The sequence below is a fragment of the Geodermatophilus sp. SYSU D01045 genome (assembly GCF_054050295.1).
Map to the genome: position 1 here is coordinate 76201 of NZ_JBJGZB010000006.1, position 16690 is coordinate 92890.

Genomic DNA, 16690 nt, shown 5'->3' on the forward strand with positions numbered 1-16690 from the left:
CGGGAAGATGACCGCCGCGGTCGGCCCGGCCGTGGCGACACGCCCGGTAGCAGGTCGGCGCAACATCCGACTCCTCTCGTCGTTACACGTGACATGGATCGAGGCGACATGGCATCCCGCTCCACCCCCGGGTACTCCGTCCCCACGACGCTGTACCTGGTGGGCCCGACCTCCTGGACCGAGGTGCCGGCCGCCCTCTCCTACGCGGTGCACGACCCCTTCGCGGTGCGGATCGGCTTCGGGGAGGCCGGGGAGGTCGCCGACGACGGCATCACCTGGCTGCTCGGCCGCGAGCTGCTCGCGGCCGGGCTCGAGCGGCCGGCCGGTGACGGCGACGTGCGCATCTGGCCGGCCCGCACCAGCGGTGACGTGCTGTACCTGCACCTGCGCGCCCCCTCCGGGGAGGCGCTGTTCGAGCTGTCCCGCGCCACGGTTGCCGCGTTCCTGCAGCGCACCGAGGAGCTCGTGCCCTCCGGGCAGGAGACGGCGGCGCTCGACGTCGACGACGAGCTGGCCGCGCTGCTGTCCGGCGGCGGGGCCGACCCCGGGGCCCGGTGAACCCCGGGGGGACCCCCCGTGAAACCCCTGCCGAGGGTCGGGTATGGTTCTCCCTGCACGACAGCGACACAGCACGACAGCGACACAACAGAACACAGCAACGCGGACGTGGCTCAGTTGGTAGAGCATCACCTTGCCAAGGTGAGGGTCGCGGGTTCGAATCCCGTCGTCCGCTCGGGACCTCGGGCGCTGGTCGCGAGACCGGCGCCCGTGTGTGCGGTGGAGTGGCCGAGAGGCGAGGCAACGGCCTGCAAAGCCGTCTACACGGGTTCAAATCCCGTCTCCACCTCGGCTCCTCGCCGAGCGCGGTGGAGCGGACCGGTCGGCAGACCGGACTCGGGCGATTGGCTCAGTGGTAGAGCGCTACCTTGACACGGTAGAGGTCACTGGTTCGAACCCAGTATCGCCCACCAGCACGCGGAGCCCCGGACCCCAGCGGTCCGGGGCTCTCGTCGTCTCCGGGGTCCGTCAGCCGGCGGGCGGTCGGGGCGGAACTCACCGCCGCTCCCCCACCGCCGGCGCCACCCGCTCCTCCCAGAACCGCTCCACCTGGGCGGCGAGGGCCTCGGGGGCGCCGCTGTTGTCGAGGACGACGTCGGCCACCGCCCGGCGCTGCTCGTCGGTGGCCTGGGCGGCGATGCGGGCGCGCGCGTCGTCCTCGGTGAGCCCGCGCAGCACCAGCCGGGCGACGCGGGTGTCCAGGTCGGTCTCTACCACCAGCACGAGGTCGTACGCGCCGGCCTGGCCGGTCTCCACCAGCAGCGGGACGTCCTGGACGACCACGGCGTCCTCCGGGGCCGCCTGGACGACCTCCAGGGCCCGGGCGCGCACCAGCGGGTGCACGATCCCGTCCAGCCGCGCCCGCGCCTGCGGGTCGGCGAACACGACGGCGGCCAGCGCCGGGCGGTCGAGCGCCCCGTCGGGGGTGAGCACGCCCGGCCCGAAGGCCTCCACGACGGCGGCCAGCCCCGGCGTACCCGGTTCCACGACCTCCCGGGCGATGCGGTCGGCGTCCACGACCAGCGCCCCCCGGGCCGCCAGCAGGGCGGCCACCGTGCTCTTCCCCGACCCGATCCCGCCGGTCAACCCGATCCGCAGCACGGACGGACGGTAACGAGCGCACGGTCGGCGGTCACGGACGGGTAACACCCGCCCCCCGGCCCCGGCGCGTCGCACCAGTCACACCCGTCACTCCTCATAACGTCCGTCCCGTCTGTTCCCCATGGAGGGGGACGCAGCCGAGAGAGGCAGGCAGCCCGATGTCGCAGCCCCGCACCGCCGTCGCGACGGTCCCCGCCGGTCCCCGCACACCGGGCCGGCACCGGGCGGAGCGTGCGGGCGGGATCCGGGTGGCCGACATCCCCGCCGTCCGCGCGCGCATGACGGTGCAGGAGGCGGGGCCCTCGCGCCGCGGGGCGTTCCTCCGCTGGCTGCTCGACGCCACCCCGGCCGGCCGCCACACCTGGCAGTCGCTGGCCGCGGCCGGCGGCCGCCCGCGCTCGGCCTTCGCGATCATCCTCAGCCTCTGAGGGAGGCCTCCTCCGCCCTCACCGCTCGCGCCGGGACCCTGCCGGAGGGGCGTCCCGACACGTCGGGCGGACGTGGGCCGATCAGACCGGGTGCCCGCCCGGACGGGGACGGCGGGCGGGCACCCCTCTGCGCCGATCCGTGCGCGCACGACAGAGGCCCAGGACCCTCACGGGTCCTGGGCCTCTGTCGTCGGTTCAGACCGTCAGCGCGCGGTCAGCGGGTCACTCCCCGCCGGCGAGCTTGGCCCGCAGCGCGGCGAGCGCCTCGTCGCTGGCCAGCGTGCCGCCACCGGAGGTGGTGTCGCCGCCGGTCGCCGTGTCGCCGCCGGAGGAGTAGTTGCCACCGGCAGCGGCCTCGGCGTCGGCCTCGCGGGCCGCGGCGATCTGCTTCCGGTGCGCCTCGAAGCGGGCCTGGGCCTCGGCGTACTGCCGCTCCCAGGTCTCGCGGGCCTCCTCGTAGCCCTCGAGCCACTCCCCGGTCTCGGGGTCGAAGCCCTCGGGGTAGATGTAGTTGCCCTGCTCGTCGTAGGACGCGGACATGCCGTAGGCGGCGGGGTCGAACTGCTCCTCGTCGCCGATGACGCCCTCGTTGGCCTGCTTGAGCGACAGCGAGATGCGGCGCCGGTCGAGGTCGATGTCGATGACCTTGACGAGGATCTCGTCGCCGACCTGCACGACCTGCTCCGGGATCTCCACGTGGCGCTCGGCCAGCTCGGAGATGTGGACCAGGCCCTCGATGCCCTCGTCGACCCGGACGAACGCACCGAAGGGCACCAGCTTGGTGACCTTGCCCGGCACGACCTGGCCGATCTGGTGGGTGCGGGCGAACTGACGCCACGGGTCCTCCTGCGTCGCCTTCAGCGACAGGGAGACCCGCTCGCGGTCGAGGTCGACGTCGAGGACCTCGACGGTGACCTCCTGGCCCACCTCGACGACCTCGGACGGGTGGTCGATGTGCTTCCAGGACAGCTCGGAGACGTGCACGAGGCCGTCCACGCCGCCCAGGTCGACGAACGCGCCGAAGTTGACGATCGAGGAGACGACGCCGGTGCGCACCTGGCCGCGGGCGAGCTTGTTGAGGAACTCGCTGCGGACCTCGGACTGCGTCTGCTCCAGCCACTGCCGGCGGGACAGGACGACGTTGTTGCGGTTCTTGTCGAGCTCGATGATCTTCGCCTCGAGCTCGCGGCCCACGTAGGGCTGCAGGTCGCGGACGCGGCGCATCTCGACCAGCGACGCGGGGAGGAAGCCGCGCAGGCCGATGTCGAGGATGAGACCGCCCTTGACGACCTCGATGACGGTGCCGGTGACGACCTCGTCGGCTTCCTTCTTGGCCTCGATCGTGCCCCAGGCGCGCTCGTACTGGGCGCGCTTCTTGGACAGGATCAGGCGGCCTTCCTTGTCCTCCTTCTGGAGGACGAGAGCTTCCACCTCGTCGCCGACCTTGACGACCTCGTTGGGGTCGACGTCGTGCTTGATGGACAGCTCGCGCGAGGGGATGACGCCCTCGGTCTTGTAGCCGATGTCCAGCAGCACCTCGTCCCGGTCGACCTTGACGATGACGCCTTCGACGATGTCGCCGTCGTTGAAGTACTTGATCGTCTGGTCGATCGCGGCGAGGAAGTCCTCGGCGGTGCCGATGTCGTTCACCGCGATCTGGGGGGTGCTGTCGGGACGGACCTGGGTGGAGGTCATGTGGTCGAGTGCTCCGGACGGGGGATGCGTAGGGACAGGGGGACCGCGGCCGGGTGACCGCGGGAGCGGGGAGAGCCGGCGCGCGCCGATCCCTTGCGGGTAACAGCACTGACAGACCTCTGGCGCATTCCCATGGTACGGACGCGCGCGCACCGGGGTCCACCGGGTGGACGACCTCTGCCGATCCGCAGCGGCGTGTCACGCTGGGCGTGTCATGATGCCGCCGCCCGCACTCCCCCTCGGGCCCGACGGCTACCCCGCCGCGGGCGGGGTCGAGCGGCGGCCGGCCGGGTCCGCCGAGTCGGTGCGCGCCAACCGCGGCTGGTGGGACGCCGCCGCGCCGGCCTACCTCGCCGAGCACGGCGACGACCTGGGCGACGTCGACTTCCTGTGGTGCCCGGAGGGGCTGCGCGAGGCCGACGCACACCTGCTCGGCGACGTCGCCGGCCGCCGGGTGCTGGAGGTCGGCTGCGGCTCGGCGCCGTGCGCGCGCTGGCTGCGCCGGGCCGGCGCGGACGTCGTCGCGCTGGACCTGTCGGCCGGGATGCTCGCCCGCGCGGCGGAGCTGGGCCGGGACACCGGCATCGGGGTGCCGCTGGTGCAGGCCGACGTCGGCGCGCTGCCGCTGGCCGGCGCGTCGTTCGACGTCGTCTGCTCGGCCTTCGGCGGGCTGCCGTTCGTCGCCGACGTCGAGGGGGCGCTGGCCGAGGTGGCGCGGGTGCTGCGCCCGGGCGGGCGGTTCGCCGCGTCGGTCAACCACCCGTTCCGCTGGCCGCTGCCGGACTCCCCCGACCCCGACGACCTGCGGGTCGTGTCGTCCTACTTCGACCGCCGGCCCTACGTGGAGACCGACGGCGAGGGGCGCACGGTCTACGTCGAGCACCACCGCACGGTCGGCGACTGGGTGCGCGCCGTCGTCGGGGCGGGCCTGGTCCTCGACGACCTGGTCGAGCCGGAGTGGACGCCGGGCCGCACGCAGGAGTGGGGCCAGTGGTCCCCTGCCCGCGGCGCCCTCGTCCCCGGCACGCTGGTCCTGGTCGCCCACCGCCCCTGACCCACGCGATCGGGCCGACCTGCCGCTACGGGGAGCTCGCGACGTGATCGATGCGGCGTTCGTCAGGCACTGGAGTGAGCGGTACCCGCTGGGGACGCACGAGGTCCACCTGTTCGACGTCGTCGGACCAGCGGTACGGGGGCGAGGCGGGTACCTGCGGACCGGGTTCGATGCCGTCGGGACGTGGAAGAGCCCGCGATCCACGTTCTACCTGGCCCGCAACGACGACGCCGACGTCCTGGACCTCACGGAGTCGGCGTTGACTGCGCCGCTCCGCCTCCGTCACCGCGTGCTCGGCCTGCTCCACGGAGTCGGGACGCCCATGGCGAGCGCACTGCTGTCGGTCGCACTGCCGGAGGAGCACACGGTGATGGACTCCCGGGCGGTCGAGACCCTCCGGGCGCACGGACTCCTCGCGCCTGGGTGGCCCACCTACCCGGTCCACCCGGGGGTGTGTCAGGACGTGGCCCGCAGCACCGGCGCGACCCTCCGCGAGCTCGATCGCGCCCTGTGGAATCGGAGCAAGGCACAGCGCACGTGACGACTGCAGGGAACTCGTCGCTGAGCCGGAGCGCTCAGCAGCGAGTTCCCTGCAGTCGTCGATCAGGAGGCCACCCTCGACCTGAGGTGGACGTCCAGACCAGGCCCGTCAGTGAGCGGCGGCGTCCCAGCTGCGGCCGACGCCGACCGAGACCTCCAGCGGCACCGACAGCTGCGCGGCGCCGGACATCTCGCGGCGGACGATCGCCTCCAGCGCCTCCCGCTCCCCCGGCGCGACCTCGAGCACGAGCTCGTCGTGCACCTGCAGCAGCATCCGCGAGGACAGGCCCTCGGCCTCGATCGCCCGCTCGACGCCGAGCATGGCGACCTTGATGACGTCGGCCGCCGAGCCCTGGATCGGGGCGTTGAGCGCCATCCGCTCGGCCATCTGCCGCCGCTGCCCGTTGTCGCTGGTGAGGTCGGGCAGGTAGCGGCGGCGGCCCAGCGTCGTCTCGGTGTAGCCGGTCTGCCGGGCGTCGTCGACGACGCCGTCGAGGTAGTCGCGGATCCCGCCGAAGCGCTCGAAGTAGGCGTGCATCTGCCCGCGCGCCTCCTCCGGGGTGATCCGCAGCTGCTGGGCCAGCCCGTAGGCGCTCAGCCCGTAGGCCAGGCCGTAGCTCATCGCCTTGATCCGGCGGCGCATCTCCGGGTCGACCTGCTCGATCGGGATGTCGTAGGCCCGCGAGGCGACGAAGGAGTGCAGGTCCTCCCCGGATGTGAACGCCTCGATGAGCCCCTCGTCCTCGGACAGGTGGGCCATGATCCGCATCTCGATCTGGCTGTAGTCGGCCGTCATCAGCGACTCGTAGCCGGACCCGACGACGAAGGCCTGCCGGATCCGGCGGCCCTCGGCGGAGCGGATGGGGATGTTCTGCAGGTTCGGGTCGATCGAGGACAGCCGGCCGGTGGCGGCGATCGTCTGCTGGAACGTGGTGTGGATGCGGCCGGCGTCGTCGACCATCGGGATCAACCCGTCGATGACCGTGCGCAGCCGGGTGACGTCACGGTGGCGCAGCAGGTGCTCGAGGAACGGGTGCCCGGTCGAGGCCAGCAGCGAGGTCAGCGCGTCGGCGTCGGTGGTGTAGCCGGACTTGATCTTCTTCGTCTTCGGCAGGCCCAGCTCGTCGAAGAGGACCGCCTGCAGCTGCTTGGGCGAGCCCAGGTTGATCTCGCGCCCGATGACGGCGTACGCCTCGGCCGCCGCGGCGGCCACCCCCTCGGCGAACTCCCGCTGCAGCTCGGTCAGCAGGTCCGTGTCGACGGCGATGCCGCGCTGCTCCATCCGCGCCAGCACCCGGGTGAGCGGCAGCTCGAGGTCGCCGAGCAGGTGGTCGCCGCCCTTGGAGCCGAGCACCTGCTCGAGGGCGTCGGACAGGTCGTTGACGGCGACGGCCTTGAGGACGTCGGCGTGCGCGGCCTCGGCGGCCAGGTCGGCCTCGGTCGGGCCCATCCCCTCCAGCGTCAGCTGCGCCTCCGGCGCGGCGTCGTCCTTGAGCTCGCGCTTGAGGTACCGCACCGAGAGGTCGGCGAGGTCGAAGGAGCGCTGCCCCGGCGTGGCCAGGTAGGCCGCCAGCGCGGTGTCGCTGGTGACGCCCTGCAGGTCCCACCCGCGCGCCCAGACCGCCAGCAGCGGCCCCTTGACGTCGTGCACCACCTTCTCGGTGGCCGGGTCGGCCAGCCACGCGGCCAGGGCCTGCTCGTCGGCGGCGTCGAGGTCGGGCCCGCAGTCGACGAAGACGGCGTGGTCGTCGGCGGCGGCCAGCGCCAGGCCGGCCAGCTCCCCGGTGCCCCGCCCCCACGTCCCGCGGAAGACGACGCCGGTGCGGCCGGTGCGGGCGTGCGCGTCGAGCCAGGCCGACAGCCCGCCGGCCGGGACGTCGTCGGCGGTGACGTCGAAGCCGCCCTCGACCTCCGGCTCGGCGCTGGTCAGCGTGGCGAACAGCCGGTCGCGCAGCACCCGGAACTGCAGGTTGTCGAAGAGGGTGTGCACCTCGTTGCGGTCCCACGCGCGGACGGCGAGGTCCTGCGGGCCGAGCTCCAGCGCCACCTGCCGGTCGAGCTCGGTCAGCCGCCGGTTCTGCAGCACCGAGGACAGGTGCTCGCGCAGCTTCTCGCCGACCTTGCCCTTGACCGTGTCGACGCGGTCGACCAGCTCGTCGAGGGAGCCGTACTCGCGGACCCACTTGGCCGCGGTCTTCTCCCCCACGCTCGGGATGCTCGGCAGGTTGTCGCTGGGGTCCCCGCGCAGCGCGGCGAAGTCCGGGTACTGCCGCGGCGTCAGCCCGTACTTGGCCTCGACCTCCTCCGGCGTGAACCGGGTGAGGTCCGAGACGCCCTTGCGCGGGTACAGCACGGTGACGTGCTCGCTGACCAGCTGCAGGGCGTCGCGGTCGCCGGTGCAGATGAGCACGTCCATGCCCTGCTCGACGGCCTGCACGGTCAGCGTGGCGATGACGTCGTCGGCCTCGTAGCCCGGCGCGGTGATCACCGGGACCCGCAGCGCGGCGAGCACCTCCTGGATGAGGCTGACCTGCCCGCGGAAGTCGGTGGGGCTCTCGGTGCGGTTGGCCTTGTACTCCGCGTAGATCTCGCTGCGGAAGGTCTGCCGGCCGACGTCGAAGGCCACCGCGAGATGGGTGGGCTGCTCGTCGCGCAGCACGTTGATCAGCATCGACGTGAAGCCGTAGACGGCGTTGGTCGGCTGGCCCGTCGTCGTGGAGAAGTTCTCCACCGGCAGCGCGAAGAACGCGCGGTAGGCCAGCGAGTGCCCGTCGAGGAGGAGCAGCCGCGGCCGCTGGGCGGTGGGCTGGGCCGTCGCCGAGGGGGCGGTGGGCGCGGGGGTGGTCACCGGAGCGGACATCGCGCACGATCCTAGGTGCGCTCACCCACGGTTCCGAGGCCCGCACGGGACCGGGGCTAGGGTGCGCCGGTGACCTCCGCTCCCCCGGACTGGCTGTCGCCCACCGCCAGCAGCCCGCTCGACGACAAGCTCGGCATCACGATCATCGACTACGACCCGGCCCGGCTGGTGGCGACGATGCCGGTCGAGGGCAACCAGCAGCCCTTCGGCCTGCTGCACGGCGGGGCCACGTGCTCGCTGGTCGAGACGATCGGCTCCTGGGCGGCGATGCTCAACGCCGGCCCGGGCCGGAAGGCCGTGGGTGTCGAGCTGAACGCCAGCTACCTGCGCGCGGCGACGTCGGGCACGGTCACCGCCGTCTGCACGCCGGCCCGCGTCGGCCGCACGCTGTCGACGTTCCTCGTCGAGGTCACCGACGACCGGGGGCGGACCACCGCCACCGCGCGGCTGACCTGCGCGATCCTCCCCGCCTGATCAGGCGGGGAGGGCCGGCACCGCCCGGGCCACCGGGCGACGGCGCGGCGGCCGGGGCAGCGGGACGCCGCCGCGCTGCCAGGCGGCCAGCGACCGGGCCAGCGTCTCCCGGGGCACGATCCGGCGGGTGGTGAGCGGCGCGAAGCCCATCCGCGCGAAGAACCGCTGCCGCTCGGCCTCGTGCCCGCCGACCGCGGCGACGACGTGCTCGGCGCCGACCTCCGCGGCGTGGTCGGCGGCCGCGGCCAGCAGTGCGGCCCCGGCCCCGCACCGGCGGTGGTCCCGGTGCACGACGAGGTTGTCCACGGTGACCTGCGGGACGCCGAGCACCGCCGACAGCGGGTCCAGCCCCAGCACGGCCAGGCCGACGACCGCCTCGCCCGCCGTCGCCGCCGTGGCGGCGTTGGCGCCGGGCAGGACGGCGAGCACCACCCGGTGCGCGGGGTCGGTCAGCAGCCGCCGGAAGCCCGCCGCCGCGGCCGCCCCGGGTGTCTGCCCGGTGAGGACGCCCTCCGCGTGCGCCTCGGCGCGGTGCTGGCGCACCAGGGCGAGGACGGCGGGCAGGTCGTCGGGGCGCGCCGTGCGCGTGACGACGCGGTACCGCTGGCCGGCAGCAGACACGGGAGCCCTCCCCTGGACGGTGCCGCCGAGCGTGCACCTCCCACTCCCTCCGGCCACGCCGACGCGCCGGTCCTGGGACGGGAGTGGTCACTCAGACGGGTGCGTCGGCGCGTCGCGCTTCGGTCACAGTGCGGCGACGAGGGAACGGGGAGGCAACACGCCTGGGTTACCGTCACGCCTCCACTGCCACGACCAGGGAGGTTGTGTGAGGCACCCGTCAGCCACTGCCGGGCGACCCGAGCTGCACCGGAGCGCGATCCGCCCGGGGCGCCGGAGCGTCGTCCGCGGGGTGCTGCTGCGACTCCTGCTGGTCCTCGTCGCCGTCACGGGGCTCGCCGTCCTGGTCCCCGGGATCGCGAGCGCCGAGGGCGAGCAGGTGCTCGGCACGCTGCAGACCAGCCGGTCCGGCCCCATCGAGGGCGTCCAGGTCACGGTCACCACCGCCGCCGGGGACGAGGTCGACAGCGTCGAGAGCGACGAGGACGGGCGCTGGTCGGTCGACCTGCCCGGCCCCGGCGACTACGTCGTCACCATCGACGCCGACGACCTGCCCGAGGGCGTCGAGCTCGCCGGCGCGGACAACCGCGCGGTCACCGTCGACACCGGCCGGCGCGAGCCAGTGATCATCGGCCTCGAGGACGGCAGCCGGGGCGGGGGCGGCGGCACCGTCCGCGCCGTCCAGCTGCTCGTCGACGGCATCCGCTTCGGCCTGCTCATCGCGATGTGCGCCGTCGGCCTGTCCCTGATCTTCGGCACCACCGGGCTGACCAACTTCGCCCACGGCGAGCTGGTCACCATCGGCGCGGTCGCCGCCTGGTACATCAACGTGCAGGGCGGCGTGCCGCTGATCCCCGCGGCGCTCATCGCCATGGTGGTCGGCGCGGCCGTCGGCGCCCTCAACGAGCTCGGCCTGTGGCGGCCGCTGCGCCGCCGCGGCACCGGGCTGGTCGCGGCGCTGGTCGTGTCCATCGGCCTGTCGCTGGTGCTGCGCTACGCCATCCAGATCTTCTACGGGGGCCGGTCCAGCCCGTACCAGGTGGCCACCGGCCGCGCCGTCGACTACGGGTTGTTCACGCTGACCAACCGGGCGCTCATCTCGATCGTCGTCTCGGTCGTCGTCCTGGTGCTGGTCGCCCTGATGCTGCAGCGCACCAAGATCGGCAAGGCGATGCGCGCGGTCGCCGACAACCGCGACCTCGCGGCCTCGTCGGGCATCGACGTCAACCGCGTCATCCTCGTGGTCTGGATGATGGGTGGCGCGCTGGCCGCCCTCGGCGGCGTCCTCCTGGGCCTGTCCGACCAGGTGCAGTGGGACATGGGCTTCCGCCTGCTGCTGCTGATGTTCGCCGGCGTCACCCTCGGTGGCCTCGGCACCGCCTACGGCGCCCTCGTGGGCAGCCTCATCGTGGGCGTGTTCGTCCAGATGTCGACCCTCGTCATCCCGAATGACGTCAAGTACGTCGGGGGGCTCCTGCTCTTGATCGTCATCCTCGTCATCCGGCCCCAGGGCATCCTGGGCAGCCGGGTCCGGATCGGCTGAACCGATGGGTGACCTCATCGACGCCCTGGCCGTCGCCCTCAAGGCCGGTCTCGGGTTCCAGGCGGTCTTCTTCGCGCTGCTGGCCATCGGCCTCAACGTCCAGTTCGGCTACGCCGGCCTGCTCAACTTCGGGCAGATCGCCTTCGCGATGCTGGGCGGCTTCGGCATCGCCATCTCCGTGAGCCAGTGGGGCCTGCCCTTCTGGGTGGGCGTGCTCGTCGGCCTGGCCGCGGCCGTCGTCCTGGCCCTGCTGCTCGGTCTGCCGACCCTGCGGCTGCGGGCGGACTACCTCGCCATCGCGACCATCGCGGCGGCGGAGGGGCTGCGGCTGCTGTTCCGCTCGGTGTCGGCCACGCCGGTGACCAACGGGACCCGCGGCCTGTCCGCCTTCAACGGCGACTTCATCGCGCTCGCCCCCTGGGCGACCAACGAGCGCTACCGCATCCTCGGCACCAGCTGGTCCGGCGGCGAGCTCTGGGTCACCGTCGTCGGCTGGGTGCTCGTGGCGCTGTCCTGCCTGCTGGTGTGGGCGCTCGTGCGCAGCCCGTGGGGCCGGGTGCTCAAGTCCATCCGCGAGGACGAGGACGCCGTCCGCGCGCTCGGCAAGAACGTCTACGTCTACAAGATGCAGGCGCTGGTGCTCGGCGGCATCCTCGGCGCGCTCGGCGGGATGATCTACGCCGTCGGGACCGGCTCGGCCGTGCCCGACCAGTACCAGAACGCCAACACGTTCCTGGCCTACGCCGCCCTGATCCTCGGCGGCGCCGCGCGGGTGCTCGGGCCGGTGGTCGGCTCGATCATCCTGCTGTTCATCCTGCAGTTCGCCGACACCGGTCTGCGGCTCCTCATCGACAACGGGATCATCCCGGAGGGGCTGCTGTCGTCCACCGACGTGGCGCAGATCCGTTTCGTCCTGGTCGGGATCGGCCTCATGCTTCTGTTGGTCTTCCGGCCGCAGGGCATCCTCGGCGACCGACGAGAGGTGATGCTCGATGCCCGCTGACAACACCCCCACCGGCGCCCACGCGGCGTCGCTGGACAAGGGCGGCTCCGGCCGCGCCCCGCAGCGGCTGGCGCAGGCCGCGCTGCGCGACGTCGCGTGGGAGGTCGGCGTCGCCAAGCCCGACCCGGCGATCGTCGTCGACGGGGTGACCCGCACCTTCGGCGGCCTGACGGCGGTGGCCGTCGACCACCTGGAGGTGCAGCGCGGCGGCATCACCGGGCTGATCGGGCCCAACGGCGCCGGCAAGACGACGCTGTTCAACCTGCTCACCGGCTTCGACCAGCCCAACACCGGCACGTGGAGCTTCGACGGCCGGCCGCTGGGCAAGCTCGCGCCGCACCAGGTCGCCCGGCTCGGCGTCGTCCGGACCTTCCAGCTGACCAAGGCGCTGTCCCGGCTGACCGTGCTGCAGAACATGCTGCTCGGCGCGCAGGGCCAGCGCGGCGAGAGCTTCTGGCGGGCGCTGGTGCCCGGCACGTGGCAGTCGCAGGAGCGGGCCAACACCGAGAAGGCCATGGACCTGCTGCGGCGGTTCAAGCTCGACGCCAAGAAGGACGAGTTCGCCGGCACCCTCTCCGGCGGTCAGCGCAAGCTGCTGGAGATGGCCCGCGCGCTGATGAGCGACCCGAAGGTCGTCATGCTCGACGAGCCCATGGCCGGCGTGAACCCGGCGCTGACGCAGAGCCTGCTCGGGCACGTCAAGGACCTCCGTGAGGAGGGCATGACGGTGATCTTCGTCGAGCACGACATGGACGTCGTCCGCGACATCAGCGACTGGGTGGTCGTCATGGCCGCCGGCCGGGTGATCGCCGAGGGACCGCCCGAGTCCATCAGCCAGAACCAGGCCGTGGTCGACGCCTACCTCGGCGCGCACCACGACGCCCCGCTGACCGTCGAGGAGGAGGACCAGGTCCTCGCCCAGGCCGAGGCGCAGATCGCCGCCGAGGAGCACGGCGGCGGCGAGGTGCTGGGCTCCGACACCAGCAGGGAGACCGACCGATGAGCGAGCCGCTGTTCCACGTCGACGAGTCCGGCGAGGACGTCACCCGCGCCCAGGAGGCCGCGGCGGGGACCACGCAGCTGTCGCCGGCGGAGAAGGCCGCCACCCGCGAGGAGCACCTGCGCCTCGCCGAGGGCGCCCTGGTGCGGGCCGACGACCTCGTCGCCGGCTACGTGCCGGGGGTCAACATCCTGCGCGGCGCCGACTTCTACCTCCAGGACGGCGAGCTCGTCGGGATCATCGGCCCCAACGGTGCGGGCAAGTCGACGCTGCTCAAGACGCTGTTCGGGCTGATCCCGGTGCGCTCGGGGACGGTGAAGCTGCGCGGGGAGGACATCACCTCGGCGCCGGCCCACCGGCTGGTGTCCATGGGCGTCGGCTACGTGCCGCAGAACAACAACGTGTTCCCCTCGCTCACCATCGAGGAGAACATGCAGATGGGCGTCTACCTGCGACCGAAGACGTTCAAGGAGCGCTTCGACTACGTCATCGACCTCTTCCCGCTGCTCGGCGAGCGGCGCAAGGGCAAGGCCGGGGCGCTCTCCGGCGGTGAGCGGCAGATGGTGGCCATGGGCCGGGCGCTGATGATGGACCCGTCGGTGCTGCTGCTCGACGAGCCCTCGGCGGGCCTGTCCCCCGCCTACCAGGACGAGGTGTTCATCCGCTGCCGGCGGATCAACGCCACCGGGGTCTCGATCATCATGGTCGAGCAGAACGCCCGCCGCTGCCTGCAGATCTGCGACCGCGGCTACGTGCTCGACCAGGGCCGCAACGCCTACACCGACACCGGTCAGTCGCTGATGAACGACCCGAAGGTCATCGAGCTCTACCTGGGGACCCTCGCCAAGGCGCAGTGACCGCCTGAGGCCCCCGGACGAGGCCGGCGTCCCCCGAGGGGGCGCCGGCCTCGTCGTCTCGTGCGGGGGTCGCGCGGGTAGGACCGTCCCGTGAACTGGACGTGGGACCTGCGCAGCCGCGACGGCGGCATGAACGGCCTGGACTTCTGCCGGGCCCTGACCGCCGGCGGCTTCTCCCGCGTGCTCGTGCACGCCGCGCCCGCCCGCCTGGCCGTGCGGGTCACCGCCGACGACGACACCGTCGTGGCCCGCGGCGACGCCGACCGCGACGGCGACTACTCCCCCGTCACGCTGCTCGAGCTGGCCGCCGGCGGCCTGCGGCGCAGCGAGGTGTGGCCCGACGAGGGTCACCTGGGCCTGCCGGTGCTGCTGCCCGGCGGGGAGGTCGGCGTCCTGCTGCGCTGGGAGCACGCGCCCGACCGCAGCTGGTGGCGCTGGGCGGTGGAGTTCTCCAACCACCGCGGGCGCCCGGCCGACTGGGCGCCCGCGGGGCAGTCGCTGCAGCGCTGAGCACACGACAGCGGCCCGGCACCCCGTGAGGGGTACCGGGCCGCTGCTCAGGTGGTGATCACCTCACCGCCGCGGGGTCACCGCTGCGGGCCGACGCCCTGGTCGTTGAGGCCCTGCAGGATCCGCGAGGACTCCTCGAACCCGATGACGACGATCGCGTCGGGGTTGAAGTCGGTCATCTGCTGGACCTCGGCGTCGAAGTTCGCCGCCTGCGGGTCGTACGTCACGCTGACGATGTCGTCCTCGGAGAGGCCGGCACTGACCAGGTTGTTCAGCGTGTTCTCCGCCAGGCCCGTGCCGTAGGGGTCGTTGAGCGCGAGGATCCCCACGGTGTTGTTGCCGTCGGCGATGATCAGGTCCGCGAGGGCGCGGGCCTGCAGCGTGTCCGGCGGGGCGGTGCGGAAGTACAGCCCGTTGTCGTTGTAGTTCGTGAACTGGTCGGACGTGTTCGCCGGCGAGAACTGCAGGACACCGGCGCCGGTGATGGCGTCGATGACCGTCAGGCTCACGCCGGAGGACGCCGCACCGATGATCGCGTTCACACCGGACTGCAGCAGGCGGTCCACGGTCTGGGTGGCGGTGTCGGTGGAGGCGTCACCGGAGTCACCCTCGACGAGCTGGACCGGCTGGCCCAGGACGCCGCCGGCGGCGTTGATGTCGTTGACCGCCAGCTTGGCGCCGGCGACCTCCGGCGGGCCGAGGAAGGCCAGGTTGCCGGTCAGCGGCAGCAGGGTGCCGATGACCAGCGGGCCGCCGGTCGTGCCGGGCGGCGCGTAGGCCGGGCCCTCGTCGGTGGTGGCGTTGGCCTCGTCACCGGCGATGACGTACTCGGTGGCGTCACTGTCCAGCGCGTTGTCGTCGCCGAACTGCAGCAGGCCGAAGCTGGCCGCCGCGGGCTCCCCGGCGTCGGTGAAGGCCAGCGGGCCGGAGATGCCGTCGTAGTCGACGTTGCCGCCGTTGTTGATGATCTCCAGGCACGCGGCGAAGTCGGTGCACTTGTCGCCGCCGGTGGTGATCCCGTTGACGTACGCCTTGAAGGTGTTGGCGTCGTTGGTGCCGGCGGCCTGCGCGGCGAGCGCCGTGACGATCACCGCGTCGTAGGTCTCACCCGCGTAGTTGTAGTCCTGCAGGTTGGGGTCCACCTCGAGCAGCCGGTCGGTGAACTCCGGGCCCAGCTCGGTGAGGGGCGTGGTGCCGCTCATGCCGGCCAGGGAGCCCTGCTCGGTGAAGTCCTCACCGAGGGCGTTGCCCATGTTGCCGTCGGTGCCGTAGATGTTGACCTGCTTCTCGCCGCCGCCCGAGGCGTCGCCGCCCGAGCCGCTGCCACCGTCGTCGCCGCCACCGCAGGCGGTGAGGGCGACGAGCGCGGCGGAGGTGACGGCGATGCTGCGGGCGTAGGTACGCGTGCGCATCCAGCAACTCCCAGTTGTCGTACGTCGGTCCGGCGGGCCCCGGACGTGCCGGGGCCCCGTCAGTCCGGTGAACGTAACTGCTGGGTGCGGGGATGGATGCGGGACCGTGGAGACCGTGATGGGGTCGTGACCTGGCCTGTTCCGGCCGGGTTACGCGTTCCCCCGGGAGGGTGCACCCTCCGCAGCCGCCTCGTCCGTGGCGAGGATCCGCTCGGCGAGCGCCTTCATCGACGTCCGCTCGTTCATGGCCGTGCGCTGGATCCAGCGGAACGCCTCGGCCTCGGTCATCCCCTGCTCGGCCATGAGCCGGCCCTTCGCCTTCTCCACGACCTTGCGGGCCTCGAGCCGCTCCTCGAGGGTGCGCACCTCGCCGTCGAGCGCGGCGATCTCGGTGAACCGGGCGCGGGCCACCTCGATGGCCGGCACGAGGTCGTTCTTGGAGAACGGCTTGACCAGGTAGGCCATGGCGCCGGCGTCGCGGGCCCGCTCGACCAGCTCGCGCTGGCTGAAGGCGGTGAGCACGATGACCGGCGCGATCCGCGCCGACGCGATCTGCTCGGCGGCCGCCAGACCGTCGAGGACCGGCATCTGGATGTCGAGGATGACCAGGTCCGGCGTCAGCTCCCGGGCCCGGTCGACGGCGGTCTGCCCGTCCCCGGCCTCGGCGACGACGACGTACCCCTCCTCCTCCAGCATCTCCTTGAGGTCGAGGCGGATGAGGGCCTCGTCCTCGGCGATGAGGACCCGGGTCGGCTCGCTGCTCACGCGGAGGAGCCTAGCGACGACGGCTGGGAGTGGCGTCCCGGTTAGGCTGACCGGGTCGTGACCTCGGTCGCGGCGCCGGCCCCCGTACCCCAATCGGCAGAGGGAGCGGATTCAAAACCCGCGCAGTGTGCGTTCGAGTCGCACCGGGGGCACCGTGCTGGACCGTCGTCCTCCGGACGACGACCGCGGCCGGGTGCCGTCCCCGCCGCCGCGGAGCCCTCCCCGGCGCTCGTCGCGGGGCGGCTCACGTGATCGTCGCGGCAGCGCCATAC

The 16690-nt window shown here is 72.8% G+C and carries 16 protein-coding genes and 4 tRNA genes; 14 read left to right on the forward strand and 6 right to left on the reverse strand.

The window, feature by feature from the left end; genetic code table 11:
- The first annotated feature begins 108 nt into the window (after positions 1-108).
- The 4 genes from ACI798_RS06910 to ACI798_RS06925 all read left to right on the forward strand — a co-directional run bounded on the left by ACI798_RS06910 (position 109) and on the right by ACI798_RS06925 (position 971).
- A complete protein-coding gene (locus tag ACI798_RS06910) occupies positions 109-558 on the forward strand; it encodes an SsgA family sporulation/cell division regulator (RefSeq protein ID WP_456940600.1) in 450 nt (149 codons plus the stop codon).
- 102 nt (positions 559-660) lie between these two features.
- Positions 661-733: transfer RNA gene (locus ACI798_RS06915), tRNA-Gly, on the forward strand.
- 43 nt (positions 734-776) lie between these two features.
- Positions 777-847 (forward strand) — tRNA-Cys (locus tag ACI798_RS06920).
- Positions 848-896: 49 nt separating this feature from the next.
- Positions 897-971 (forward strand) — tRNA-Val (locus tag ACI798_RS06925).
- An 82-nt stretch (positions 972-1053) separates the two neighbouring features.
- Here the strand turns inward: ACI798_RS06925 and coaE are convergent.
- On the reverse strand, positions 1054-1659 hold the full coding sequence (coaE, locus tag ACI798_RS06930) for a dephospho-CoA kinase (protein ID WP_457047548.1): 606 nt from the start codon (positions 1657-1659) through the stop codon (positions 1054-1056).
- A 248-nt stretch (positions 1660-1907) separates the two neighbouring features.
- Here coaE and ACI798_RS06935 point away from each other — a divergent pair, with 248 nt between their 5' ends.
- Positions 1908-2087, forward strand: a complete 180-nt coding sequence (locus ACI798_RS06935) for a hypothetical protein (protein ID WP_457047549.1) — start codon at positions 1908-1910, stop codon at positions 2085-2087.
- Positions 2088-2309: 222 nt separating this feature from the next.
- Here ACI798_RS06935 and rpsA read toward each other — a convergent pair whose 3' ends face one another.
- The gene (gene rpsA, locus ACI798_RS06940; RefSeq protein ID WP_456940597.1) at positions 2310-3782 is read right to left on the reverse strand and encodes a 30S ribosomal protein S1; all 1473 of its coding nucleotides are present in this window, start codon (positions 3780-3782) and stop codon (positions 2310-2312) included.
- Positions 3783-3996: 214 nt separating this feature from the next.
- Between rpsA and ACI798_RS06945 the strand changes: the two genes are divergently transcribed.
- The gene (locus ACI798_RS06945) at positions 3997-4836 is read left to right on the forward strand and encodes a class I SAM-dependent methyltransferase (RefSeq protein WP_456940596.1); all 840 of its coding nucleotides are present in this window, start codon (positions 3997-3999) and stop codon (positions 4834-4836) included.
- A gap of 43 nt (positions 4837-4879) precedes the next feature.
- Positions 4880-5377, forward strand: a complete 498-nt coding sequence (locus ACI798_RS06950) for a hypothetical protein (protein WP_457047550.1) — start codon at positions 4880-4882, stop codon at positions 5375-5377.
- Between the two features lie 108 nt (positions 5378-5485).
- Here the strand turns inward: ACI798_RS06950 and polA are convergent, their stop codons facing one another.
- Complete coding sequence (polA, locus tag ACI798_RS06955; protein WP_457047551.1) at positions 5486-8236, reverse strand: DNA polymerase I; 2751 nt, start codon at positions 8234-8236, stop codon at positions 5486-5488.
- A 69-nt stretch (positions 8237-8305) separates the two neighbouring features.
- Between polA and ACI798_RS06960 the strand changes: the two genes are divergently transcribed.
- Positions 8306-8710: a PaaI family thioesterase gene (locus ACI798_RS06960; protein WP_457047552.1), complete on the forward strand. Its 405-nt coding sequence runs from the start codon at positions 8306-8308 to the stop codon at positions 8708-8710.
- On the opposite strand, the gene ACI798_RS06965 is transcribed toward ACI798_RS06960, so the two are convergent.
- A complete protein-coding gene (locus tag ACI798_RS06965) occupies positions 8711-9331 on the reverse strand; it encodes a GNAT family N-acetyltransferase (RefSeq protein WP_456940592.1) in 621 nt (206 codons plus the stop codon). It lies immediately after the preceding gene.
- Between the two features lie 289 nt (positions 9332-9620).
- Here ACI798_RS06965 and ACI798_RS06970 point away from each other — a divergent pair, with 289 nt between their 5' ends.
- The 5 genes from ACI798_RS06970 to ACI798_RS06990 all read left to right on the forward strand — a co-directional run bounded on the left by ACI798_RS06970 (position 9621) and on the right by ACI798_RS06990 (position 14241).
- Positions 9621-10871, forward strand: coding sequence for a branched-chain amino acid ABC transporter permease (locus tag ACI798_RS06970; RefSeq protein WP_456940591.1), 1251 nt, complete (start codon positions 9621-9623; stop codon positions 10869-10871).
- Positions 10872-10875: 4 nt separating this feature from the next.
- Complete coding sequence (locus ACI798_RS06975; protein WP_456940590.1) at positions 10876-11874, forward strand: branched-chain amino acid ABC transporter permease; 999 nt, start codon at positions 10876-10878, stop codon at positions 11872-11874.
- Positions 11864-12877, forward strand: a complete 1014-nt coding sequence (locus ACI798_RS06980) for an ABC transporter ATP-binding protein (protein ID WP_456940589.1) — start codon at positions 11864-11866, stop codon at positions 12875-12877. Before ACI798_RS06975 ends, ACI798_RS06980 begins: the two co-directional genes overlap by 11 nt.
- Entirely contained in the window at positions 12874-13731 is an 858-nt protein-coding gene (locus ACI798_RS06985) for an ABC transporter ATP-binding protein (RefSeq protein ID WP_456940588.1), read from the forward strand. The genes ACI798_RS06980 and ACI798_RS06985 overlap by 4 nt, the downstream gene beginning before the upstream one ends.
- Before the next feature lie 90 nt (positions 13732-13821).
- Entirely contained in the window at positions 13822-14241 is a 420-nt protein-coding gene (locus ACI798_RS06990) for a DUF7712 family protein (protein ID WP_457047553.1), read from the forward strand.
- 77 nt (positions 14242-14318) lie between these two features.
- Here the strand turns inward: ACI798_RS06990 and ACI798_RS06995 are convergent, their stop codons facing one another.
- Together ACI798_RS06995 and ACI798_RS07000 are read right to left on the reverse strand one after the other, a co-directional pair.
- The gene (locus ACI798_RS06995) at positions 14319-15653 is read right to left on the reverse strand and encodes an ABC transporter substrate-binding protein (protein WP_456940586.1); all 1335 of its coding nucleotides are present in this window, start codon (positions 15651-15653) and stop codon (positions 14319-14321) included.
- 150 nt (positions 15654-15803) lie between these two features.
- Entirely contained in the window at positions 15804-16418 is a 615-nt protein-coding gene (locus ACI798_RS07000) for an ANTAR domain-containing response regulator (RefSeq protein ID WP_387986671.1), read from the reverse strand.
- A 78-nt stretch (positions 16419-16496) separates the two neighbouring features.
- Here ACI798_RS07000 and ACI798_RS07005 point away from each other — a divergent pair.
- Positions 16497-16570, forward strand: a tRNA-Leu gene (locus tag ACI798_RS07005).
- Positions 16571-16690 lie beyond the last annotated feature (120 nt).

Excerpts from the sequence above, each read along its gene's own strand:
- ACI798_RS06910 (WP_456940600.1), top strand. The coding sequence starts at position 109 with ATGGCATCCCGCTCCACCCCCGGGTACTCCGTCCCCACGACGCTGTAC.
- rpsA (WP_456940597.1), bottom strand. The coding sequence starts at position 3,782 with ATGACCTCCACCCAGGTCCGTCCCGACAGCACCCCCCAGATCGCGGTG.
- ACI798_RS06945 (WP_456940596.1), top strand. The coding sequence starts at position 3,997 with ATGATGCCGCCGCCCGCACTCCCCCTCGGGCCCGACGGCTACCCCGCC.
- polA (WP_457047551.1), bottom strand. The coding sequence starts at position 8,236 with ATGTCCGCTCCGGTGACCACCCCCGCGCCCACCGCCCCCTCGGCGACG.
- ACI798_RS06975 (WP_456940590.1), top strand. The coding sequence starts at position 10,876 with ATGGGTGACCTCATCGACGCCCTGGCCGTCGCCCTCAAGGCCGGTCTC.
- ACI798_RS06980 (WP_456940589.1), top strand. The coding sequence starts at position 11,864 with ATGCCCGCTGACAACACCCCCACCGGCGCCCACGCGGCGTCGCTGGAC.
- ACI798_RS06985 (WP_456940588.1), top strand. The coding sequence starts at position 12,874 with ATGAGCGAGCCGCTGTTCCACGTCGACGAGTCCGGCGAGGACGTCACC.
- ACI798_RS06995 (WP_456940586.1), bottom strand. The coding sequence starts at position 15,653 with ATGCGCACGCGTACCTACGCCCGCAGCATCGCCGTCACCTCCGCCGCG.